The following is a 21,216-nucleotide window of genomic DNA, read 5'->3' on the forward strand; positions in this document are numbered from 1 at the left end:
CGCCGACCCGTCAGGCCTTTTCGCGCTTGCGCTTCTGCAGGCTCAGCACGTCGGCCACCTTGGCGTTGATCTGCTGGACGCTGAACGGTTTGGGGATGAAGTGCATGTTTTCGATATCGATTTCGTTGCGCAGATGCTCTTCGGCGTATCCCGACATGAAGAGGATCGGGATGTCCGGCTGTACGCGGCGGATCGCCCGCGCCATGGCGGGGCCGTCCATCACCGGCATGACCACGTCGGAAACGACGAGATCGAATTGTTCGCCAGAATTGGCGACGATGCCCAGCCCGATCTCGCCGTCGCTGGCCGTCGTGACGGCATAGCCTGCGCGCGTGAGCGCCCGTTCCGCCACGGCGCGGACCGTATCCTCGTCCTCCACCAGAAGCAGTTTGCCGCCTGCCGACCATTCGCTGGCCTTTTCGCTTTCGTCGCGGCGCGGCTTGGCTGCGCGCGGCATCTCGCCGCGATGGACGGGCAGATACATGGTGAAGCGCGCGCCTACCGGATTGCCGCCCGGCCCCTGAACATTGTCCGCGAAGATGAAGCCGTTCGACTGCTTCACGATCCCGTAGACCGTCGACAGGCCCAACCCGGTGCCCTTGCCCTGTTCCTTGGTGGTGAAGAACGGTTCGAAGATCTTGTTGATCACGTCACGCGGGATGCCGCCACCCGTGTCCTGTACGATCAGGACGGTGTAATCGTCGGCGGGCATGATATCGATGCCCATTTTCCGCACGTCGCGCGCCGAAACCCGCCTTGTTGCCAGCGTCAAGCGGCCCTTCCAGTCGTTGGGCGCATTCTGACCGTAGGAATGCATCGCGTCGCGCGCATTCACGGCCAAATTGATGATGACCTGTTCCAATTGCTGCGGATCGGCGCGCACCGGGCCCAGCTCGCGATCGTGACGGATCGAATATTCGATCTTGTCGCCCATCAGCCGTTTCAGGAGCTGACTGACCTCACTCACCACATCCGGCAATTGCAACACGACCGGCCGCAAGGTCTGCTGGCGGCTGAAGGCGAGCAATTGCCGCGTGAGGCTGGCGGCGCGGTTGGAATTGGCCTTGATCTGCTGGATGTCGTCGTAATCGCTGTCGCCGGGCGTATGGCGCAGCAGCATGAGGTCGCAATAGCCGATGATCGCGGTCAGCACGTTGTTGAAATCGTGCGCCACGCCGCCCGCCAGCTGGCCGACCGCCTGCATCTTGGTGGCCTGCGCGACCTGACGGCGCAGGCGCTTCTCCTCGGTCGAATCGCTCAAGGATAACAGCACCGCCGCATCGCCCAGCCCGCGGACTCCCGCAAGGCCCAGCGAGATCGGCTCCTCCTTGTCGCCCGCCAGCCTTACGGCCATGTCCCCGCTTGCCGCAGAACCGCGCGCGAAACGGCGCACTGTGTCCGACAGCACGCCCTTGTCTTCGCGCACGACGAGATCGGACGGGTATTGCGGCAATCCCTGCTGTTCGCGCTCCACCGCGCGCAGGAATGCCTTGTTGGCGAACAGGAAACGCCCGTCGCGATCGGTCAGCGCGAGGCCGAGCGGCAGGGCCGACAGCAGCGCTTCCAACTGGGGGATCGCGGCCGACTGGGCGCCATCGGGCCGGTTGCCGATACCGACCTGCCCGTCGATCAGAACCATGGTGGACGGCGCAGGCGGCTGCCCCTGCTGGCGTGATTTGCGATCCGGCTCCAATGAAACCTGGACGAGCGTCTGCGGAGTGCCCTGCTGGCCTTCGCGGGCGAAGAAGATTCGGTCGCGATCGTCGGTACGCAGCAACTGGACGAACTCGCTGCCCCTCAGATCCGCATCGGGCGTACCCATCGCCCGGGTCGCCATGCCCGGCGTATGGGCCATCACCACGCCATCGCTCGCCACCAGGGCGACTTCGATGCCGGCACGCGACATCATATAGCCGAACGGTCCCGAAATCCGCTCCGCCACACCGTCATAGCTGTTGGCGACCACCATTTCGGTAAACCGCCAGACGAGATAGTCCTCACCCCGGCCGCTGCGTTCGACTTCCAGTTTATAATTCTTGGCGGAAGCGGCGAAGGTCAGATCTTCCGCGGTCCCGACACCGTCCCGCCACGCGACCCGGGCGGCGCCGGTCAGCCTGTCGCGATCGGATGCCTCGAAACCCAACTCCGGAGGCGCAGCCTCGCCTCCGAACCACTGGTCGTAACAGGTATTGGAACAGACGACGCGATTGGCCCGATCGGTAATCGCGATGGCGCGCCGGCGATTCTCTATCGCGGCATGCGTGACCGACCAGTCCGGCTGGCCGTGGCCGTCTTGCTCTGCCGCGCCTCGCAAACCGTTCGTCAGAAGCAGCGCCAGGATCAACACGAGAAGGCCACCGGCATAGGTCGCGGCAACCAGCATCGAGCCTCCGACCAGCCAGATCAGAATGGCGGACAGCAGCGCCGCGCCCAGCAATCCCGCCATCAACGGCAAGGGAGGCAAGCGGTCGGACCCATCGGCGAAGCGTGTGATCATGCCTCGCCCTGTGTCGGTTCGCTGCCCACCGCTTCGCCCTTCAGCGGATCGCCGCGCTGAGCCATGTCGCGAAGGCGTTTTGTGCGCTTGCGCGCCACCATCAGGCGCCAGATCAGGCTGGCCATCAGATACCCGATCGCAGCGCTAACGATCGCCAGCACCACGAAGCCGAAAGCGGTCACGCCGGCCAGTTCGAACCAGCCCGCCAGCGCGCCGCCATCATGCGCGATCTCGCGCGCCGCATCCCCGCCGACGGCATTGTCGAGATTGAGAACGAAGGCCCCGGTGCGGTTCGCCATCACTGCCCAGAAAGGGAAGGTGAAGGGATTGGTCACGAAGGTCACCAGCGCGGCGAGCGGCACGTTGGCGCGCGAGGGCAGCGCCAGAAAGGCGGCAAGAAAGATCTGCCCCAGCGGCACGATGAAGGCCGCGAACAGGCCCAGAGCCACGCCGCGCGGGACCGAGCGACGCGTGAAGCGCCATAATTCCGGGCTGAGGAAACGATGCGCGATCGGCGACAGCCAGCGATTTTCGGCCATCTCCTCGCGCGAGGGCATGTATTTGCGGATCAGGTCCGCCATGAAAGTCTTGGAGCGTCGGTCGCTCAACCCCGTTCTCGCATCAGGCGAGCCTTGTCGCGCTTCCAGTCGCGATCCTTGACCGCCTCGCGCTTGTCGTGCGCCTGCTTGCCCTTAGCCAGCGCCAGTTCCACCTTCGCGCGCCCGGTCGAATTGAAATAGACCGAGAGCGGCACCAGCGTCATCCCCTTGCGCTCGACCGCGCCGAACATGCGCTCGATCTCGCGCGAATGGAGCAGCAGTTTGCGCGGGCGGCGCGGTTCGTGGTTGAGGCGGTTGCCGTGCGAATATTCGGGGATGTTGGCATTGATCAGCCACACCTGCCCGTCGCGCACCTCGGCATAGCTTTCCTTGATGCTCGCCTCGCCGGCGCGCAGGGCTTTCACCTCGGTCCCCTGCAAAGCGAGGCCGGCTTCGTAGGTGTCCTCGATATGATAATCGAACTTCGCGCGCCGATTGTCGGCGGCGACGCGTTGCTTGTCGAAGGTGGTCGGTTTGGGGCGGGCCATATGGGGGCCGCAGATAGGCTTTCGAAGGGCTTACGCCAAGGGGGCCTTACGCGTTTCCGACGACGAAACAGGCTGCTGCGACCAGCGCGCCTGCCCAGCGGTTGGAACGGAAGCGAGCCAGCGGGTTGTCGGGATCGCTCTCGTCCAGCGTCGCGATCTGCCACGCCAGATGCCCCGCCGCCGGAATCAGCGCCAGCAGCGCAATCCAGTCCGCGCGGTAGAGCCAGAAGGCAAGCGCCCAGAGCGCCACCGCGCCGCCATAGCACAGCGCCACGCCGCCCTTCACGAACCCACCCATCCTCAGCGCGCTCGACCTGATGCCGACCAGCGCATCGTCCTCGCGGTCCTGCAGCGCATAGATCGTGTCGTATCCGATCACCCAAAGCGCCGCCCCGATATACATGGCGGCGAGCGCGTCCCAATTATCGGCCCGCAACTGGGTCCAGCCGACGAGCAGCCCCCAGGTGAAGACCAGCCCGAGCCAAGCCTGCGGCCACCAGGTAATGCGTTTCATGAAAGGATAGGCGGCGACCAGCGCAAGGCTCGCCAGGGCGACGATCTGCGCGAGGGCACGCAATTGCAGCAACACGGCCAGGCCGACAAGGCAGAGCGCCAGCAGCCAGGCCCACGCCCGCTTTTTCGATACTCTGCCGCTCGCCACCGGACGGCTGGCCGTGCGCGCCACCTTCCGGTCCAGATCGGCGTCGACGATGTCGTTATAGACGCAGCCTGCCCCACGCATCGCGATCGCGCCGAGCAGCAGCCAGCCGAGCAGCGCGACCTGCCAGCCCGCTCCCGCCAGCCAGACGCCCCAGACACACGGCCAGAACAGGAGCCACCAGCCGATCGGCCGATCGAAACGCGCCAGCATCGCGAGGTCGCGCAAATTCTGCGGCAGGCGCGCGACAAGACCGCGATGCTCGCTATCGGGAACGATGTCGGAATTGCTGGCTGGCATGGCTTGCCTCCTACTGTCCGCATCGCCAACAGGAAAGCCATGCCCGCCACGCACGATCCGAAAACCCCCGCCTGGCCGCCGCGCAGCGCGCCGCGCCTTTTCGTGACCGAGGAACTGGCGGCTGGCTCCATAATCGCGATCGAGGGCAATCAGGCGCATTACCTCTCGCGCGTCATGCGCGTGGGCGAAGGCGATATCGTGATCCTATGCGACGACGTCACCGGGGAATGGGCTGCGCGCATTTCCTCGGTCGGAAAACGGCGGATCGAAGCAGAGGCGGTGGAGCGGCTGCGCGCGCGCGAGGCGGTGCCCGATTTCTGGCTCTGCCCGGCGCTGGTCAAGAAAGATCGTTTCGATCTGATCCTCGAAAAGGCGACCGAACTCGGCGTGGCGCGAATCCGTCCGGTGATGACTCGCCGCGCCGTGGTGGACAAGCTCAACGCAGAGCGGGCGCGAACCGTCACGGTCGAGGCTGCCGAGCAATGCGCGCGCACTGCTCTGCCCGTGGTGGACGCGCCCGAAAAACTCGACGCCTTGCTGCGCGACTGGCCGCAGGACCGCACCCTTTATTTTGCGGACGAGACGGGCGGCGAACCCGCCTCCGCCGCTTTCGCGCGGTACAAGGCGCCTGCCGCCCTGCTTATCGGACCGGAGGGCGGCTTCGACGATGCGGAGCGCGCGGCCATCCGCGCTCTGCCGCAGGCGGTACCGATCGGATTGGGGCCGCGTATCCTGCGCGCGGAAACGGCAGCGATCGCGGCAACCGCGCTGTGGATGGCGGTGGCAGGCGACTGGGCCGCGTAAACGGACGGGGAAAACCCGGCGGAGCGCCCCTCTTGCTCCGGACACTCCACTTCCCCCCTTCCCTCGCTCCGATAGGTTGCGTAACGCCACCCGCCATGAGCACGCGCGACACTTCCGAGCGGGACGATCCCATTATCGAAACCCGCGACCAATTGGTCGCGCCGATGCAGGTCGGCGAGAAACCCAAGGCGGATTGGCGCATCGGGACCGAGCATGAAAAGCTGGTCTATATGCGCGGCGATCACCACGCCCCCTCTTACGAGGAGAAGGGCGGCATTCGCGACATCCTGATGGCGCTGACCGAATTCGGGTGGGAGCCGGTCGAAGAAGGCGGCAAGGTCATCGCCATGCGGGGCAGCGACGGCACGGTCAGCCTGGAACCTGCGGGCCAGCTCGAACTGTCGGGCGCGCCGCTCGAAAACCTGCACGAAACCTGTGCGGAAACCGGGCGGCATCTGGCGCAGGTCAAGGCAGTCGGCGAACAGCTCGGCGTCGGCTTCCTCGGCTTAGGGATGTGGCCGGACAAGGCGCGATCCGATCTGCCGATGATGCCCAAGGGCCGTTACGAGATCATGAAGAACCACATGCCGCGCGTCGGCGATCTGGGGCTCGACATGATGCTGCGCACCTGCACAATCCAGGTCAATCTCGACTATTCGAGCGAGGCGGACATGGCGCAGAAATTCCGCACCGGCCTCGCGCTGCAACCGCTGGCGACAGCATTGTTCGCCAATTCGCCCTTCACCGAAGGGCAACCGAACGGTTACCTCTCCTTCCGCAGCCATATCTGGTCGGACACCGATCCGCACCGCACCGGCATGCTGCCCTTCGTGTTCGAGGACGGCTTCGGATACGAACGCTGGGTCGATTACATGCTCGACGTGCCGATGTATTTCGTCTTCCGCGATGGCCGATATATCGACGCGGCGGGCCTCAGCTTCCGCGATTTCTTCGACGGAAATCTGTCGGTGCTTCCGGGCGAAAAACCGACGCAGAGCGATTGGTGGGATCACCTCTCCACCGCCTTTCCCGAAGTGCGCCTCAAAAGCTTCCTCGAAATGCGCGGCGCCGATGGCGGGCCGTGGAGCCGGATCTGCGCTCTGCCCGCTTTCTGGGTCGGCCTGCTCTACGATCAGACCGCGCTCGATGCGGCATGGGACCTCGTCAAGGACTGGACGATGGAAGAGCGCGAGGATCTGCGCAACGCGGTGCCGAAATTGGCGCTCGACGCGCCGATTCCCGGCGGCGGCAAGCTGCTCGATCTGGCGCGCGAAGTGATGAAGATCGCCCGCGCGGGCCTGTCGGCGCGCGCGCGCCTCAATTCGAGCGGGGACAACGAGACGGGCTTCCTCGAAACGCTCGATGAGATCGTGACAACCGGGAAGGTGCCCGCGCAAGTCCTGCTCGACCGCTATCATGGCGAATGGGGCGGCGATATCGACCGGGTCTACAAATACAGCTTCTAGAGCCGGAGATCAGGCGGGTACGGTCACCGGCCTCAACCCCTTGACCCAGGCGAACAATCGCGTCAGCGGCGCGGTAATCAGCCCGTTTTCGGCCATGTAGTCGTAATATTCGCGGTATTTCGCGTCTTCGCGCAGCAGATGCGCCTCCTCGGTCCGCGCGCGCCAGTAATAGATACCGTTAACGACCAGCAGGAAGAACGAGTTGCGGATCATTTCTACCGGGCTGCCGGTGGTGACGAGGAACGGCAGGGTTGCGAACCACCAGAACAGGTTCTTCGACACGTAAGCCGGGTGGCGCGTCCAGCGATAGGGGCCGTTGGTGATGACGCCGCGATAGGTGAGGTTGGAAAAGCGCAGGCCGAACACGAAGGTCGCCCAGGCATAGAAGAACGTCAGTATGACGAGCCACGTCCCCCAGCACGCGACCAGAAGATCGTTCCCCTGCATCCAGTACAGCCATTCCGGCGTGTTCTGCTGGTAATTCACGAACTGGGCGTTGCCCATGATCCCCCACACCATCGGGGGATAGCAGATCAGCGCCGCGATCCAGCCGCCGAGGAACGGATTGCCGCTGCGGATATGCGCGTCGAGCGGGCGCACGGTCATGATGTAGCCCACCGTGCCGATGATCACGTCCATCATGAACATGACTTCGATCAGGAACAGCGCCGCGCTGGCCGGTTGCGAAAAGGTCTGCGGCAGGTCCGCCGTCACCACGGTAGCAAAGGCGAATGGGACGATCGAGATCATGAAGGCGGTGTAGAACCCCTTGATGATCCAGGCGCGCCAGTGCTTCTTGATCTGCTCCGGTTCCCAGCCCGGCCTGCCGAGGATCAGCGCGCCGAAATGCCAGGCATGATCGCGCGGGTTCAGCATCACCCGGTCGAGCCACAGCACATAGGGCACCGACAGCACGACCAGCGGGAGCGCCGCCCAGGTCAGCACCTTGATCGCGAAGACGTAATTCCCGTCCCAATACCAGCGGCACAGGCAATAGAGCGCGGCGATCACCGCCCAGGTCGTCCACAGGCCGAGCAGCTTGACCATGCTGGTCCCGCGATCGGGCGCGCGGGTCTTTCGCAGGGACCAGTCGATCCCGGTCGAGGGGCGCAGATGCACCTTGTCGACGAAGACCGACCACAGCGCCATCGGCACCGCCGCCGCGACCAGTGCGGCCAGTGCGGAATGCGGCCCGCTCATCGGCTGGCGCGGCAAAGGAAGATCGAAATAGTCGGCAATCGCGGGGAAATTGCGCGACACCGCCACCCACGCGAACAATCCCGCCAGCCCCACCAGGCCGACAAAGGAGGAAACGTCGCTCTGCGGTCTGGCGGCGCGTGGCGGCGCCTGTGCGGTGTTCATGCGCGAAACTCCTACGCCGCAAGGGTTAACATGCGGGTAAGGCCGTGTCTCGCGCGGGGTTTAGCGAAAGGCGTGGATGCGCCCGCTATCGTCAAGGATGTAGAGCGTTTCGTTGGCCACCACCGGAGGCAGGCTGACCGGCTCGCCGAGCTCCTGATAGAGCTGCGCCGAGCCTTCGCCGGTGCTCACGCGCCACAATTCGCCGCGCGAATTGACCAGCCACAGCGAATTGCCCGCCAGCACCGGCCCGGTCCAGAAGATGGGATCCTTCTTCTTCTCGACATTGCGATACTCGGCCAGCTGGGTCAGCCAGCGCACCTTGCCCGTCGAGCGCGCGATGGCGAGCAGGCGGGCATCGTCGGTCAGCGTGAAGATCCACTCGCCCGCAATTGCAGGCGTGGAAATGCCCGCGAGGTTCAGCTCCCAGATCCGCTGGCCGGTGACGAGCTCGTAAGCCGCCATGCGCCCACCCTGGCCGAGCGCGTAGACGCGGCCATTGTCGATGATGGGATCGGCATCGATATCGGTCAGCGTGCCGACCTGGGTCGAGATGCTGGTGCGCGCCAGAGCGTCCGCCCACAGGCTGCGCCCGTTCTCGTAGCGATAGGCCACCAGCTCGCCCGAGCTGTAGCCTGCAATGACCGTGCCCTGCCCCACGGCAGGCGCGGCCACGCCGAACACGCCGGCCTGCGTCGAAGAGGCCGATTCCTGCCACTGGAGCGAGCCGTCATTGGCATCGAGCGCGAAGATCTGGTTGTCCTGCGTCATCACATAGACCGACCCGAACGCGACGGTGGGTGAACCGCGCAGCGGGCCGGATGGGGTGACCTTCCACAATTCGTTGCCGGTCGCCGCGTCCATGGCGATGACCTCGCCCGCGCCATTGGTGCCATAAAGCTTGCCACTGTCGAAGCTCACGCCGCCGCCGAAGGCGCTGTTGCGCAGATTGTTTTCGAGCGCGGCGTTGCGGGTCCATATCCTGGCACCGGTCTGCGCGTCGAAGGCGTAAACCGTGCCGTCCACGTCGACGGCGTAGAGCCGTCCACCGCCGACCACGGGCGCAGCGCCGAGGCGCGCGCGATTGCTCGATCCGGCGATCTGCGCGGTCCAGGCCTTGGTCGGCTGCTGACCCAAAGCGAGATGGCCGTAGGACTTGCTGGCCGTGCCGCCGGCTTGCGCGAAGCTGGCATTGGTCTGCGCGGGCGGCAGCACCACCTGGACGCTGGCCAGCGCGGGATCGACCTGTGCGCCGGTTTCGATGCGCGACAGGATCGGAATACGCTCGCCCACGGTGGGCGTGGTGTTGTCGTCGTCCCCGCCGCCGAACAGTCCGCCTGCGCAGGCCGACAGGCCAAGCGTCAACGCGCCGAAAAGGCCGGTCCGGGCCAGGATCTTCGTCTTGGAAATGCTCGTCATAGCGTTGTGCCTGTGATTGCGCGTCATTCGGCCGCCGGTGCGCCTGGCGCGTCCGGCTCCGCTTCGCGGTCGATACCCTGTTGTTCGAGAAGCGCGTCGACATCCGCAATGGCGTCGACGCCCAGAATGCCCGCCATCTGGCGCGAGCGCGAGCGCAGGCTTTCCGGCGCGGTCTCGCTCTGCGCGATCTGCGAGAACAGTTTGCCCGCCTCAGCCCGGTTGCCCCGTTCGAGCTGCGCCATGGCGACCAGTTCCGCCGCGCTGCCGAAGAAGGGATGATCGGGCTGGGCCAGCGCATTCAGTTCGCTGACCACGGCGCCCTTGTCCATCGTATCGAACCCGGCCGAAACCTTGCGGATCAACGCCAGATCGCGCAGCGGCTGCGGCGCGCTTGCATCCTTGGCGAGCGCATCGAACGCGGCCACCGCCTGTTCAGTATCGCCACGGCGGGCCAGAATCGCGCCGCGCATCATCTTGGCATTCGCGCTCGCCGCACCGCGATCGGCGGCGGCAAGGCCTTCGAGATTGTCGTAGGCCGTCTGAAGATTGCCCGCCTCCAGATTGTCGAGCGCGGCAATCAGCACCTCGCCATCGGCCTCACGCGCAGCCTCCTGCTGGTTCTGCCAGAAGAGATAGCCCGCAAAGGCGACGAGCAGCAGGACGATCGCGCCCGCGATCGGCACGCCGTATTTCTTGCCGAAGCTTTGCAGATCGCCCTGGCGGACGGCATCGTCCACTTCGCGGATCAGCGCGTCGTCTTCGGCGGCCTTGCGGCGTGCCAGTTCTTCTTCGCGGGTAAGGGCGGGTTTTTTCGGTGTGAGAGCCACGAGCGGCTGGTTTCCCGTTCAGATAAGCGTTGCGTTCGGCATCACGGCGACAATCTCGCCCACCGGTTCAGCGGCGTTCATTAGGCGGCGCACCGCGTAAGGGCAATGGGCTGGGGAAACTGCGTGGGCATGACCCGCCGCCTGCGCCCGCATGCGTGAATGGCGGCTGAAACCTTCGCTCAGAGATCGAAGCCGTGCATCGCGCTCGAATAGAGGCGGCGATAGGTAGCGATCATCTTGTCCGCATCGAATTGCGCGCGGGCCTTTGCGCGGTTCGCCTTGCCCACCGTGTCGCGCAGTTTCGCATCGTCCGACAGAGCGACGAGCTCGCTTGCGATCGCTTCCTCGCTCGGCGTGTCGGCGAGATAGGCTCGGTTTTCTTCGGCGACGATGTCCGCGATATCGCCCACTTCGGGCGCCACCACCGCACGCCCCGCCGCCATCGCCTCGACAACGGAGAGCGGGAATTGCTCGCTGTCGCTCGACAGGGCGAAGATGTCGAACAGGCCGACCACTTTGGCAGGATCGTCCACCGCTCCGGGCAGATGGACGCGATCGTTCAGTTCCAGCCGGTCGATCTCCGCCTCGATCCGCGCGCGATCCGGCCCCTCCCCGCATACGATCAGATGCCAGTCATCGGGCATGGCGGCAAAGGCGCGCACCAGACGCGGGAGATTCTTGACCGGGCGCAGACCCGCCATTGTGCCCACCCATTTTTCGCCCGGCCTTTTCAAAAGGCGTGGAATCGCATCGGTCTTGGGCTTGGCGGCAAAGGCACCGGTGTCGATACCGTTGGGAATGCGCTTCACCCGCCCGAGCGGCTGCTGCCATTCGACAAGCGCGATCTCTTCCAGCACGCTCGACGGGACGACCAGGCCAGAGGATTTGCCCAGAGCGATCCGGCGAAACCAGGTCCGCCGCTGCTTGCGTTTGACCAGCTCGCTTTCGTCGAAGCCATCCTCGTGATGGATCAGCTTGGGCAGGTCGAACGCCTCGGAAAACAGCGTGTGCGCCATCACCGCGTCCATCGCGCCCCAATTATAGGTCAGCACGAGATCGTAGCCGCGCATCGCCTTGGCGAGTTTTTGCAAGCGTCCGGGCGTCGGCAATCCCTTGAGCGCGGGAAAATCCGGCTGCAGCGTGACCGCGATCCCCGGTCGGATGCGCTTCGCCGCGCCCAGCTGGTCGGGTTCGGCGGAAACGATCGTATGCCGCGCCTTGGCCCCGAAAGCATTGATCAGCTGGACGCAGCGCAGCTCCTTGCCCCCCGGCGAGAACGTGGAGTGGATGTGCAGGATATGCGGCACGCGCGATGCCTGCCGAACGTCTTGCTTGCCCGCGCGGCGGGGCGGACCCTTGGACTTACTCATGCGAATTCGGACAGGAAAGCGTCGATCGCGGCGCGCGCCTCGGGCTCGTCGAGCGTGGGGGCATGGCCGGTTTCGGGGATCGTCACTGCCTTTGCTTGCGGATGGCGGCGCTGCATTTCCGACAGCGTTTCTGCCGCGAACAGCGTGGATATCTCGCCCCGCACCACCAGTACCGGCTTGCCCTTCAGCGCTTCGAAGGCCGGCCACATATCGGGTGGCACCGCGCCTTCGTCGGCAGCCATGATCGGCTCGGCGATCTTCATGTCGTAATCGTAGGAAATGCGGCCATTGTTGCACAGCACCAGCGTGCGCTTGGCCATCCTGATCCAGTCCTCGGTATCGAAGCGCGGGAAGGCGGCGCCATGCGTTTCCTCCAGCGCGCGCGCGGCATGCATCCAGGTGGGAAAGCTGCGCCCCTGCCCGACATAGGACTTGATCGCGTCCAGCCCCTCGGTCCGCAATTCGGGGCCGATATCGTTCAGCACCGCACCCGCAATCGTCTGGTGGCGAGTGGCGGCCAGAATCATCGTGATGATCCCGCCCATCGACGTTCCGATCGAAACGAACCGCTCGATCCCCTGATCTTCCAGCAGCGCGACGACATCGCCGACATAGGTGGGGACGGCATAGCTCGCCGGGTCGGGCGCATAATCGCTATCGCCCCGCCCGCGCATTTCGGGCACCAGCACGCGCCATCCGCTCGCCAGATGCTCCGCCAGATCGGCGAAATCGCGCGCATTGCGGGTGAGGCCGTGGAGGCAGATTATCGGCGGGCGCGCGGGATCGGCGCCTTCGCTGGCCGGATAGTCACGGTAATGCAGGGTGAGGCCGTCGGCGCTTTGCCAGGTCCGGTCGGTATAGGGCTTGTCCATTATCGGCGCGCTGTCGCTCTTCACTGGCTGTGTCGGTCATACGGAACGGTCGGACCCGCGGTTTCGGCGGGCGGCCTTGTGCCGTATCGGTCTCACCCCCACTATCGCTGGATGAACGACCCTGCGCAAGCCGCCTCCTATCGTCCCGACAACCCCATCGCCGCGCTGGCCGACTGGATCGGCGATCCGGTGGAGGCCGCAGACTTCCCCGAAACCGTACTGCGCTGGCGCAACGATCGCGCGGCGCAAACCGTCGGGCTGGCGGATTTGAGCGATACCGACTGGGTGCGCCATTTCGGGCGGTTCGATCCCTTGCCCGGCAATCTCCCCCACCCGCTCGCGCTGCGCTATCACGGGCATCAATTCCGGGTCTACAATCCCGAGATCGGCGATGGGCGCGGTTTTCTCTTCGCCCAGATGCGGGACGACTCCGGTCGCCTGATGGATCTCGGCACCAAGGGATCGGGCACCACGCCGTGGAGCCGACGGGGCGATGGGCGGCTGACACTGAAAGGTGCGGTGCGCGAGATGCTGGCGACCGAAATGATCGAAGCACTCGGCGTGAATACGTCGAAGACCTTTTCGGTGATCGAAACCGGCGAGCAGCTCGAACGCGGCGACGAGCCCTCGCCCACCCGCTCCGCCGTGCTGACGCGGCTCAGCCACGGACATATCCGCATCGGCACCTTCCAGCGCCTGCTGGCCTTGGAGGAACGCGATCATATGGTTGAGCTGATCGACTATTGCCTGGCGCAATTCCCCGGCCCTCCGCCCCCCGATGACGCCCCCGACCGCGACCAGCCTGCCGCGCGTTTGATGCACCTGGTGGTCGAACGCATGGCCGATCTGGCGGCGAGTTACATGGTGGCGGGCTTCGTCCACGGCGTCCTCAACACCGACAACATGAACATTTCGGGCGAGAGTTTCGATTACGGCCCGTGGCGGTTTCTGCCCCGCTGGGATTCCGGCTTCACCGCGGCGTATTTCGACCATGCGGGGCTTTACGCCTTCGGTCGCCAGCCCGAAGCGTTGCACTGGAATTGCGGACAGCTTGCAGTGGCGTTGCGCCTCGTTTGCGATGCTCCGCCCCTGATCGCCGCGCTGGAGCGGTTCGGTTCGCTCTATATGGAAGCGGTCGGGCGGCGCTGGTGCTGGCGGCTCGGTGTCGCGAGCCGTGGGCCGGAGGCGGATGCGGCGCTTGTGGGCGCATGCGAGCGGGCGACGCGGGACAGCGGCGAAAGCCCTGACGCTTTCTTCCACCGGCACCGGGGCGGGCGGAACGCGGAGGCAAGCCTAGCCGAGGCATTTTCGGGCCATTCGCCTACGGACAGCGCACATCCGTATTGGAACGAAGAACCCGAAACGATGGTAATCGAGGAGGTCGAGCGTATCTGGGCCGCCATCGACGAGACGGACGATTGGCAGCCTCTGGCCGAAAAAATCGCCGCCATCCGCCGCGTGGGCGCCGCGCACGGCGACGCTCCGCAGCCTGCCGGCCAGTAGCAATCACGATTTAGCGCGAAGGCGCCTGGCTCGTCATCTGAAGCGGCTGGAGGTCGATGCCGACCAGTTTCCAGCGGCCCTGTTCCCACTGATAATACAGGTCGAACCCGATCGAGATCGGGCGCATCTGGAACACGCCCTGCACGCGGAAGACGTCTTCCTGGACCAATTGCGGCGCCACCGTATAGGTCGGCGGGACCAGCAACGCGTTGGAAAGATCGATCTGAAGCTCGCGCAGGCCCGCGAAGATCTGGCCCAATTGCGCAGGCGTGTTGTTGATCTGGAACCCTTGCGCCGAGATATCCCGCAGCACCGAGTAATTGCCCGACCTGTTGGCATGATCGACCGCCGCGACGGTGGACCAAATCAGCTTGGACAGTTCGAGTTGCCCCGGGGTCGGCCGAACCGATGGCGGCGGCTGAACGCTGGACTGGGGCGCGGCCTGCTGTGCGGAAGCGGGCACGGAAGAGGCAAGCGCCGCTGCCAGTGCGACGAAAAATGCCGGGGCAGGACGCCCCGGCATTTTCCTGATGTTTGCGATCCTGAACATGGACCGGGTGTAGCCGCTTACCAGGCGATCTGGAAGCCGCCGCGTGCACCGACTTCGCCGCTGTCGAAGCCGACGCCGAGGCCTGCACCCACCGACATGTTGGTCCCGACGCGAGCCGAAACCGCCAGCGTACCGGCAGCCTGATCGTCATAATAACCGACGCCGCCCGACAGGCCGAAATTGGTCCCAGCCGGAAGCATCGGCGATTCCATCGCCAGCGCCATCGCGACACCTTCGTTCGCCCGATCGACCGCGTCGCGCAGCTCGGCAGTCTGGCCGAACAGCGTATTGATCTGCGCAGTCTGGTTGGAGGTCAGCGTCTGCAGCGAAGCGATGTTGGCGTTCGCCGTCGTGATCGCCGCCGAATTTGCACCGATCGACGCAGTATTCGCTGCGATCGACGCATTCGCGGCTGCCACCGAAGCCGTCGTGGCGAGAGCCGAACGGCCCAGCGTCCCGTTGCTGTCCGTCGTCACCGCAAAGACCGTTCCCGTCTGGCTCGCCGTGCTGGTGTCCAGTCCGGCGATGACCACCTGACCGTCATTCACAGCGCGCGCGCCATTGCCGATCGCGACCGAGTTCGCTCCCGAAGCGACCGACTGGTTGCCCATGGCAATCGCACCGCTGCCGGTCGCCGTTGCCGCTTCACCGACCGAGACAGAGCGCACGCCGCTCGCCACGGCAAGATGGCCAAGAGCGGTGGCCCGCTCGGCGGTCGCTTCCGAACGCCAGCCATAGGCGGTTGCGCCCGCCCCATTGGCAAGCGCCTGACCGCCGACCACCGTCGTCGACGGGCCAGTGGCGACAGTTGCACGGCCGTTAGCGCCATCGCGATTGCCGCCGATCGCGATCGAATCGCCGCCGGTTGCCTGCGCAGTGTTACCGATCGCAACCGCGTTGGAACCCGACGCGACGGCATCTTCCGCCCCGGCAAAGCTCTGTGCGCCCGATGCGGTAGTCTGATGGCCGACGGCAGTGGCCATCGCGCCGGTGGCACGGGCCTGCCAGCCCAGGGCGGTCGAGCCGGGCGTGGTCGCAACCGACTCGCCGCCGACCGCCGTCGTCGAATTGCCCTGCGCCAACGCGGTATCGCCAAGCGCCAGCGCGTCGATACCGTTGGCGATCGCCTCGTTACCGATCGCAGTGGAATTGTCGGTCTGCGCGTCTGCATTCTCACCCACGGCTAGCGAACGCACGCCCTGCGCGGTCGCCAGATGACCGAAAGCCTGCGCACGCTCGGCAGTCGCCATAGCCTGCCAGCCGAATGCCGAGGCGCCAGCCTGGTTGGCGACCGCTTGTCCACCTACTGCCGAAGTGCTTTGTGCGGTAGCGCGTGAAAAGGCACCGACCGCCAGTGCGTCAACTCCGGAAGCTTGCGAGGCATAACCCAAGGCGTGCGCGTTTTCCGCAAGCGCTGCAGACGCATTACCCAAAGCGACCGAGCCGAGGCCGGTGGCCTGAGAGCTTACCCCGGCCGAAAACGAACTTACCCCAGTCGCCCGGGAAAATGCACCGACGGCGGTAGAATTGCGTTCCGACGCCTGCGCCGCATAACCCAAAGCGTGCGCATTTTCCGCAAGCGCTGCTGATGCATTACCCAGTGCGACCGAGCCGAGGCCGGTGGCCTGAGAGCTTACGCCAGCCGAAAACGAACTTACCCCAGTCGCCCGGGAAAATGCACCGACGGCGGTAGAATTGCGTTCCGACGCCTGCGCCGCATAACCCAAAGCGTGCGCATTTTCCGCAAGCGCTGCAGACGCGTTACCCAAAGCGACCGAGCCGAGGCCGGCGGCCTGAGAGCTTACCCCGGCCGAAAACGAACTTACCCCAGTCGCGCTGGAAAATGCACCGACAGCAGTCGCATTGCGTTGCGTAGCTTGGGACGAATACCCAATAGCATGTGCGTTCTCACCGACCGCATTGGACGAAGCACCATAAGCAGTCGCCCCTAAGCCTGTAGCATTGGCCTGGTTTCCGAAAGCGCTGGTATCGGTATCGATCGCCACAGCACCCGACCCCACAGCAGTTGCTCCGTCACCTCTTGCAGTCGCATCGCCGCCGCAGGCCAGCGCATCGTCACCGGTCGCGTTCGCGCCGGCCAAGGTCGGGTTGGCCTGATCCTCCGTCAGCACGCATTCCGCATCGGGATTGCTTTGGGCAGAGGCGGTTGAAGGCATGATCCCCACGGCGGCAATCGCCATGAGCGATGCGCCGAATGAAAGGCCGGTCGTCTTGCTGAATTGGAAACGCATGAGTTTTCCCCTTGGTTACCTCGAAACCGGTAACGAAATTGCGCGAGCCGCGATCTCGAACCAATTCGATGGAAATGATCTGGAAAGTGCTGAAAATGGATAGGCGTCGAAACGATCGGTACGCTCTCGTACCGTCGCACGAAGTATTGTCGCTGCGCTCTCCTCCTCCCCGCCGTTCGAACCGATTTGACGTCGCGAGCGATACGGACCACATGCTTGCGCGGCGCGCAGCCGCCTGATCTGCAACGCCAGCAAAATTTCCGCAATCGGACACGATTGCACCTAACCGACGTTGCAACCGAGCAACCGACCCCGATCCATGAGGTTCCCTGAGACCGTGAGCAGCTCCGAACTAGTTTCCTTCGAACCCGCGACCGGACGGGAATTGTGGCGCGGCGGAATCGGCGATCCGGATGCCGCGATCGAACGAGCGCGGGCCGCCCTTGCCGAATGGTCGCGCCTTCCCGTTGCTAACCGGATGGAGCTGATGCGCCGCTTCGCCAACGAAGTCCGCCGTCAGGCCGAACCTTTCGCCGAAGTGATCGCGCGCGAAACCGGCAAGCCGATGTGGGAAGCGCGCACCGAAGTCGAAGCGGTCATCGGCAAAGTGGAGATCTCTATTTCCGCCTATGCCGAACGCACCGGGCAGAAGAAGCTCAACAGCGCGCTGTCCGGTACGGCGGCGGTGCGGCACAAGCCGCATGGCGTAATGGCCGTGTTGGGGCCGTATAATTTCCCCGCCCATCTGCCCAATGGCCATATCGTTCCGGCGCTGATCGCCGGGAACACGGTGATCTTCAAACCCAGCGAGAAAACGCCTGCGACGGCGGAATTCCTGGTAAAATGCTTCCACGCCGCGAAGGTACCCGAAGGAGTGGTGCAGCTTCTGGTCGGCGGGCCGGACGAAGGCAAGGCGCTGGTGGGGCACTGGCTTGTCGATGGAGTGCTGTTCACCGGATCGGCGCGCGCAGGCATCGCGATCAATCGCAAGCTCGCCACCGAACCGAACAAGATCGTGGCGCTCGAAATGGGCGGCAACAACCCCATCGTCATGCTCGACACGCCAAAGATCGACGATGCGGCGGCGCTCATCATCCAGTCCGCCTTCACCACGGCGGGCCAGCGATGCACGGCGGCGCGGCGCTTGATCGTCCTCGATTCCGTTTACGACCGCATCCTGCCCAAGCTCAAGGAACTGACCGAGCGGCTGATCGTGGACGAGCCCTTCGCCGATCCCCAGCCTTTCATGGGATGCGTGATCGACAATCAGACAGCCGATCTGCTGCATGAAAGCTTTCTGGCTCTCATGAGCCGGGGCGGACAGCCGATCCTGCATATGAAGCGCCCGCAGGAAGACCGGCCCTTCCTCACGCCCGCCATTATCGACACGACCGAGATGCACGAGCGCCCCGATATCGAGCTGTTCGGCCCGCTGCTGCAGGTGATCCGGGTGCCCGATTTCGACGCCGCGATCGCGGAAGCGAACAACACCCGTTACGGCCTGTCCGCCTCGCTTCTGGGTGGCGGACCGGAGGATTTCGAGCGGTTCTGGGACAATGCGCGCGCGGGGATCCTCAATTGGAACCGCCCCACCAACGGCGCATCCTCCGCCGCGCCCTTCGGCGGCGTGGGCCTGTCCGGCAATCACCGCCCGGCCGCCTATTATGCCGCGGATTACTGCGCCTATCCGGTCTGCAGCACCGAAATGGAGCAGCCGCGCGCGAGCATCGGAGTGGGTCTCAGCGACGCGTGATCAGGGATTGCTGGTGACGAGGTCGATTTCGGTCACGCCCGAAGGCAGGCGCCGACCGTAGACGACATAAGCCGCTTCGCCCTTGGTGCCGCTCAGGATATTGTCACCGGCCGCCTTCACATGCTCCGCCGAATAGCCGTTGGCGAGCGCGCGGGTGTTATAGAACGCCAGCACCTCGTCGAGCGGGACGGGCGAGCGGAAGCTGACGACGCGCAGCGCACATGCGCCTTCGTCCGTTCCTGCCGCTTCCTTGGTGTTGCCGCGTGGATAGACCGGGAAGGTGCCGGGAAGCTTGGCGGCCCAGGCAGTCGAATATTCGACCTGTTCGGCGCAATTCCCGCCGCCCGGGCTGACTGCTGCCTGCGCAGCCTTCTGCATCGCCTTGGTGACGGTGGCCTGGGTGCCGAGATCGCGCGGGGCCGGAGCCGGGCGCAGCGCGTTCGTGCCGCCGACCAGTTCGGCTGCGCGGCTGCGGGCCGCCGCGATCGCCTCGGGTGAGGTGTTGATCGTCGGCACCGAACCGTCGCCCGAACCCGAGAGCGCCGCATCGCCCTCATTATTGGCGGCCATATCCGGATCGGTCATCAGATCGCCATTGAGCGCCTGCTCGCTCGCCGGATCGCTCGCGCCATCCGCAGTTTGCGCGTCGGGTTCGTTGCTGCAAGCCGACAGAAGCACGAACGGCAGAGCGATGGTAAGAGCGACAGGGGTGAAGCGCATGGGACAATCTCCGACAGGATTTTCCGGAGCCGTAAGCACGCAAGCGTTAAGATCAAGAGCAGCGGCCGGCGCATGCGCCATCGCGGGACAGCCGATCGCCTGAATCTTACGGCACGGAATCGAAGACGCCGCCCACCCCGATCATGGGACGAGCGACGCCTTCCACGGTCCCCTAGGGTCCGCGCTACGACCGTGGGTGGGCACGGTCGAAGTTCGTTTCTACTTTAGCGGCACTTGGTGCTCGATCGGTCGATCGCGCGGCCCAGCAGGGCCCCGCCCGCTGCGCCGAGAATCGCGCCAAGCGTCCGATCGCCATTGCGTCCGGCGACTTCGTGTCCGATCAGTCCGCCGACGCCTGCGCCGATCAGCAGCCCGGTCGTGCCATTTTCTTTCTTGCAGTAATAACGGCCGTCATTCCCGCGCCAGACCTGCGTGTCGCGATAGACCGGCTCTGCGTAATTGCGGTCGTAACGCTGCCCGTAATTGCGATAATCACGGCGATCGCGATATTTGTCGCGCCCGTGATTGAACGCGGTTTCGCCGAATACCGAAGTCTGCGCCGAAGGGGTGGCCGTGTGGTAGGCCGGAGCGGCAGAAGCCGGGCCGGACAGAGCGAGGCCCGTGGCGGCAAGAGCGAGACCGGCGGTCTTGAGCGATAGGGTCATGTCGGTATTCCTTCCTCATTTCGCGAGAGCGGCGCGGGGCTCGTCCGCCTCTGATGTTCAGCTATAAGCGTTCGAAACTGAACGGATCGCAACCGAGACGACAGATTCCGGATTTGCGGCGAAACGACTTTCATCCGGCGACGAAATGAGCGCTTGCCGCCGTCATACCCCGGCCCTAGCGCGCCGAAATGGCCGATCCCGATCCCGATCCCGAACAGACCGACGCGAAATCGGGCCTGCCATCGGCACTCGGCGCCTATACGATATGGGGTTTCTTTCCGCTCTATCTGATCCTCGTCAGCGCGGTTCCGCCTTTCGAATTCGTGGCCTGGCGGATCATTTGGACGGTACCGATCTGCGCAGTGATCGTGCTGGTGCGCCGCCAATGGCCGCAGGTGCGGGCCGCGCTTTCCGACTGGAAAGTCCTGCGCTGGCTGCTGCTGAGCTCGGTTCTGATCGCGATAAACTGGGGCGTCTATGTCTGGGCGATTCAGCGCGGCAATGTCTATGCGGCCAGCCTTGGCTATTACATCAATCCGCTCTTCAATGTCCTGCTCGGCACGCTCGTTCTGGGCGAGCGGCTGACCCGCTTGCAGTGGAGCGCGGTCGGACTGGCGACAGTGGGCGTGTCGCTGCTTGCCGCCGGCGCGCTAACCACGCTGTGGATCAGCCTGACGCTGGCCTGCTCATTCGGAACCTACGGGCTGGTCAGAAAGCGTGTTCCGGTGGGGGCCCTGCCCGGGCTGACCATCGAATCGGCGCTGCTCATGCTGCCCTCCGCTGCGGTTACCTGGTGGTATGCCGCCAGGTACGGATCGTCCTTCGCCATCGATCCGGGCCTCAGCTTCGCAATCGCGCTCGGCGGGCTGGTGACCGCTGTACCGTTGCTGATGTTCGCCGTGGCGGCCCGGCGAATGCCCTATTCGACACTGGGTTTCATCCAGTTCCTGGCCCCCAGCATCGTCTTCGTGCTCGGCCTGACCGTCTTCGAAGAGCCGCTGAAGCCCGTCCAGATCGCATGCTTCGGCTTTATCTGGGCGGCGGTGATCATCTTCGCCTGGGATCTCGTCGCCAAGGCCCGCGCGGCGCGCGTCGTCGCTCCTGCCGGCTGACG

19 protein-coding genes and 1 pseudogene are annotated in these 21,216 nt (G+C 64.9%); 6 read left to right on the top strand and 14 right to left on the bottom strand.

The features are described from left to right. Positions 1–10: 10 nt before the first annotated feature. From A3736_RS08840 to ubiA, 4 genes are read right to left on the bottom strand one after another with little or no spacing between them, the layout of a single operon-like run. Positions 11–2,497: a response regulator gene (locus A3736_RS08840; protein WP_067681830.1), complete on the bottom strand. Its 2,487-nt coding sequence runs from the start codon at positions 2,495–2,497 to the stop codon at positions 11–13. After that, positions 2,494–3,105 carry a DUF2062 domain-containing protein gene (locus A3736_RS08845; protein ID WP_233999332.1) on the bottom strand — a complete coding sequence of 204 codons (612 nt, stop codon included), beginning with the start codon at positions 3,103–3,105 and terminating at the stop codon, positions 2,494–2,496. The genes A3736_RS08840 and A3736_RS08845 overlap by 4 nt, the downstream gene beginning before the upstream one ends. Then, positions 3,102–3,584, bottom strand: a complete 483-nt coding sequence (smpB, locus tag A3736_RS08850) for an SsrA-binding protein SmpB (RefSeq protein ID WP_067681833.1) — start codon at positions 3,582–3,584, stop codon at positions 3,102–3,104. The genes A3736_RS08845 and smpB overlap by 4 nt, the downstream gene beginning before the upstream one ends. A 46-nt stretch (positions 3,585–3,630) precedes the next feature. Further along, positions 3,631–4,542 (bottom strand): 4-hydroxybenzoate octaprenyltransferase, encoded by a 912-nt coding sequence (gene ubiA, locus A3736_RS08855; protein WP_067681836.1) that lies wholly within the window; start codon positions 4,540–4,542, stop codon positions 3,631–3,633. Positions 4,543–4,581: 39 nt separating this feature from the next. Here ubiA and A3736_RS08860 point away from each other — a divergent pair, with 39 nt between their 5' ends. Together A3736_RS08860 and A3736_RS08865 are read left to right on the top strand one after the other, a co-directional pair. Next, positions 4,582–5,346, top strand: coding sequence for a 16S rRNA (uracil(1498)-N(3))-methyltransferase (locus A3736_RS08860; protein WP_067681839.1), 765 nt, complete (start codon positions 4,582–4,584; stop codon positions 5,344–5,346). 95 nt (positions 5,347–5,441) lie between these two features. Further along, entirely contained in the window at positions 5,442–6,812 is a 1,371-nt protein-coding gene (locus A3736_RS08865) for a glutamate--cysteine ligase (protein WP_067681842.1), read from the top strand. A 9-nt stretch (positions 6,813–6,821) separates the two neighbouring features. Here the strand turns inward: A3736_RS08865 and A3736_RS08870 are convergent, their stop codons facing one another. The 5 genes from A3736_RS08870 to A3736_RS08890 form a co-directional block, all read right to left on the bottom strand. After that, entirely contained in the window at positions 6,822–8,174 is a 1,353-nt protein-coding gene (locus A3736_RS08870) for an isoprenylcysteine carboxylmethyltransferase family protein (protein WP_067681845.1), read from the bottom strand. Between the two features lie 60 nt (positions 8,175–8,234). Further along, a complete protein-coding gene (locus tag A3736_RS08875) occupies positions 8,235–9,590 on the bottom strand; it encodes a PQQ-binding-like beta-propeller repeat protein (RefSeq protein WP_067681848.1) in 1,356 nt (451 codons plus the stop codon). Positions 9,591–9,613: 23 nt separating this feature from the next. Next, positions 9,614–10,417, bottom strand: coding sequence for a tetratricopeptide repeat protein (locus tag A3736_RS08880; RefSeq protein WP_067681851.1), 804 nt, complete (start codon positions 10,415–10,417; stop codon positions 9,614–9,616). Positions 10,418–10,596: 179 nt separating this feature from the next. Continuing rightward, the gene (locus A3736_RS08885; RefSeq protein WP_082851403.1) at positions 10,597–11,787 is read right to left on the bottom strand and encodes a glycosyltransferase family 4 protein; all 1,191 of its coding nucleotides are present in this window, start codon (positions 11,785–11,787) and stop codon (positions 10,597–10,599) included. After that, positions 11,784–12,659, bottom strand: coding sequence for an alpha/beta fold hydrolase (locus A3736_RS08890; RefSeq protein WP_067681854.1), 876 nt, complete (start codon positions 12,657–12,659; stop codon positions 11,784–11,786). The genes A3736_RS08885 and A3736_RS08890 overlap by 4 nt, the downstream gene beginning before the upstream one ends. A 111-nt stretch (positions 12,660–12,770) precedes the next feature. On the opposite strand from A3736_RS08890, the gene A3736_RS08895 reads away from it, so the two are divergent. Beyond that, entirely contained in the window at positions 12,771–14,162 is a 1,392-nt protein-coding gene (locus tag A3736_RS08895; RefSeq protein WP_067681856.1) for a protein adenylyltransferase SelO family protein, read from the top strand. 10 nt (positions 14,163–14,172) lie between these two features. On the opposite strand, the gene A3736_RS08900 is transcribed toward A3736_RS08895, so the two are convergent. The 3 genes and pseudogenes from A3736_RS08900 to A3736_RS18270 all read right to left on the bottom strand — a co-directional run. Then, on the bottom strand, positions 14,173–14,685 hold the full coding sequence (locus tag A3736_RS08900) for a hypothetical protein (RefSeq protein ID WP_082851404.1): 513 nt from the start codon (positions 14,683–14,685) through the stop codon (positions 14,173–14,175). Positions 14,686–14,729: 44 nt separating this feature from the next. Then, the gene (locus A3736_RS17985; protein WP_067681861.1) at positions 14,730–15,962 is read right to left on the bottom strand and encodes a YadA-like family protein; all 1,233 of its coding nucleotides are present in this window, start codon (positions 15,960–15,962) and stop codon (positions 14,730–14,732) included. Positions 15,963–16,055: 93 nt separating this feature from the next. Beyond that, positions 16,056–16,964, bottom strand: a pseudogene (locus A3736_RS18270) (hypothetical protein); the annotation flags it as partial. Between A3736_RS18270 and A3736_RS17605 the strand changes: the two are divergent. Both A3736_RS17605 and astD read left to right on the top strand, forming a co-directional pair. Next, complete coding sequence (locus A3736_RS17605; protein WP_067681863.1) at positions 16,888–17,067, top strand: hypothetical protein; 180 nt, start codon at positions 16,888–16,890, stop codon at positions 17,065–17,067. The pseudogene A3736_RS18270 and the gene A3736_RS17605 overlap by 77 nt on opposite strands. A gap of 216 nt (positions 17,068–17,283) precedes the next feature. Continuing rightward, the gene (astD, locus tag A3736_RS08915) at positions 17,284–18,717 is read left to right on the top strand and encodes a succinylglutamate-semialdehyde dehydrogenase (protein WP_067681866.1); all 1,434 of its coding nucleotides are present in this window, start codon (positions 17,284–17,286) and stop codon (positions 18,715–18,717) included. Here the strand turns inward: astD and A3736_RS08920 are convergent, their stop codons facing one another. Together A3736_RS08920 and A3736_RS08925 are read right to left on the bottom strand one after the other, a co-directional pair. Further along, entirely contained in the window at positions 18,718–19,437 is a 720-nt protein-coding gene (locus A3736_RS08920) for a hypothetical protein (RefSeq protein ID WP_067681868.1), read from the bottom strand. 224 nt (positions 19,438–19,661) lie between these two features. Beyond that, on the bottom strand, positions 19,662–20,102 hold the full coding sequence (locus A3736_RS08925; protein ID WP_067681870.1) for a glycine zipper 2TM domain-containing protein: 441 nt from the start codon (positions 20,100–20,102) through the stop codon (positions 19,662–19,664). Between the two features lie 188 nt (positions 20,103–20,290). Between A3736_RS08925 and rarD the strand changes: the two genes are divergently transcribed. Then, positions 20,291–21,214: an EamA family transporter RarD gene (gene rarD, locus A3736_RS08930; RefSeq protein WP_067681873.1), complete on the top strand. Its 924-nt coding sequence runs from the start codon at positions 20,291–20,293 to the stop codon at positions 21,212–21,214. Positions 21,215–21,216 lie beyond the last annotated feature (2 nt).

Origin of the sequence: Erythrobacter sp. HI0063 (assembly GCF_001635685.1) — a bacterium.
Classification (GTDB): Bacteria; Pseudomonadota; Alphaproteobacteria; order Sphingomonadales; family Sphingomonadaceae; genus Qipengyuania.

What these genes read in the sequence shown, in the direction of transcription:
- A3736_RS08840 (WP_067681830.1), bottom strand. Translation starts at nt 2,497, where the DNA reads ATGATCACACGCTTCGCCGATGGGTCCGACCGCTTGCCTCCCTTGCCG.
- smpB (WP_067681833.1), bottom strand. Translation starts at nt 3,584, where the DNA reads ATGGCCCGCCCCAAACCGACCACCTTCGACAAGCAACGCGTCGCCGCC.
- ubiA (WP_067681836.1), bottom strand. Translation starts at nt 4,542, where the DNA reads ATGCCAGCCAGCAATTCCGACATCGTTCCCGATAGCGAGCATCGCGGT.
- A3736_RS08860 (WP_067681839.1), top strand. Translation starts at nt 4,582, where the DNA reads ATGCCCGCCACGCACGATCCGAAAACCCCCGCCTGGCCGCCGCGCAGC.
- A3736_RS08865 (WP_067681842.1), top strand. Translation starts at nt 5,442, where the DNA reads ATGAGCACGCGCGACACTTCCGAGCGGGACGATCCCATTATCGAAACC.
- A3736_RS08870 (WP_067681845.1), bottom strand. Translation starts at nt 8,174, where the DNA reads ATGAACACCGCACAGGCGCCGCCACGCGCCGCCAGACCGCAGAGCGAC.
- A3736_RS08875 (WP_067681848.1), bottom strand. Translation starts at nt 9,590, where the DNA reads ATGACGAGCATTTCCAAGACGAAGATCCTGGCCCGGACCGGCCTTTTC.
- A3736_RS08885 (WP_082851403.1), bottom strand. Translation starts at nt 11,787, where the DNA reads ATGAGTAAGTCCAAGGGTCCGCCCCGCCGCGCGGGCAAGCAAGACGTT.
- A3736_RS08890 (WP_067681854.1), bottom strand. Translation starts at nt 12,659, where the DNA reads ATGGACAAGCCCTATACCGACCGGACCTGGCAAAGCGCCGACGGCCTC.
- A3736_RS08895 (WP_067681856.1), top strand. Translation starts at nt 12,771, where the DNA reads ATGAACGACCCTGCGCAAGCCGCCTCCTATCGTCCCGACAACCCCATC.
- A3736_RS08900 (WP_082851404.1), bottom strand. Translation starts at nt 14,685, where the DNA reads ATGCCGGGGCGTCCTGCCCCGGCATTTTTCGTCGCACTGGCAGCGGCG.
- A3736_RS17985 (WP_067681861.1), bottom strand. Translation starts at nt 15,962, where the DNA reads ATGGCGACTGCCGAGCGTGCGCAGGCTTTCGGTCATCTGGCGACCGCG.
- A3736_RS17605 (WP_067681863.1), top strand. Translation starts at nt 16,888, where the DNA reads ATGATCCCCACGGCGGCAATCGCCATGAGCGATGCGCCGAATGAAAGG.
- astD (WP_067681866.1), top strand. Translation starts at nt 17,284, where the DNA reads ATGAGGTTCCCTGAGACCGTGAGCAGCTCCGAACTAGTTTCCTTCGAA.
- A3736_RS08920 (WP_067681868.1), bottom strand. Translation starts at nt 19,437, where the DNA reads ATGCGCTTCACCCCTGTCGCTCTTACCATCGCTCTGCCGTTCGTGCTT.
- A3736_RS08925 (WP_067681870.1), bottom strand. Translation starts at nt 20,102, where the DNA reads ATGACCCTATCGCTCAAGACCGCCGGTCTCGCTCTTGCCGCCACGGGC.
- rarD (WP_067681873.1), top strand. Translation starts at nt 20,291, where the DNA reads ATGGCCGATCCCGATCCCGATCCCGAACAGACCGACGCGAAATCGGGC.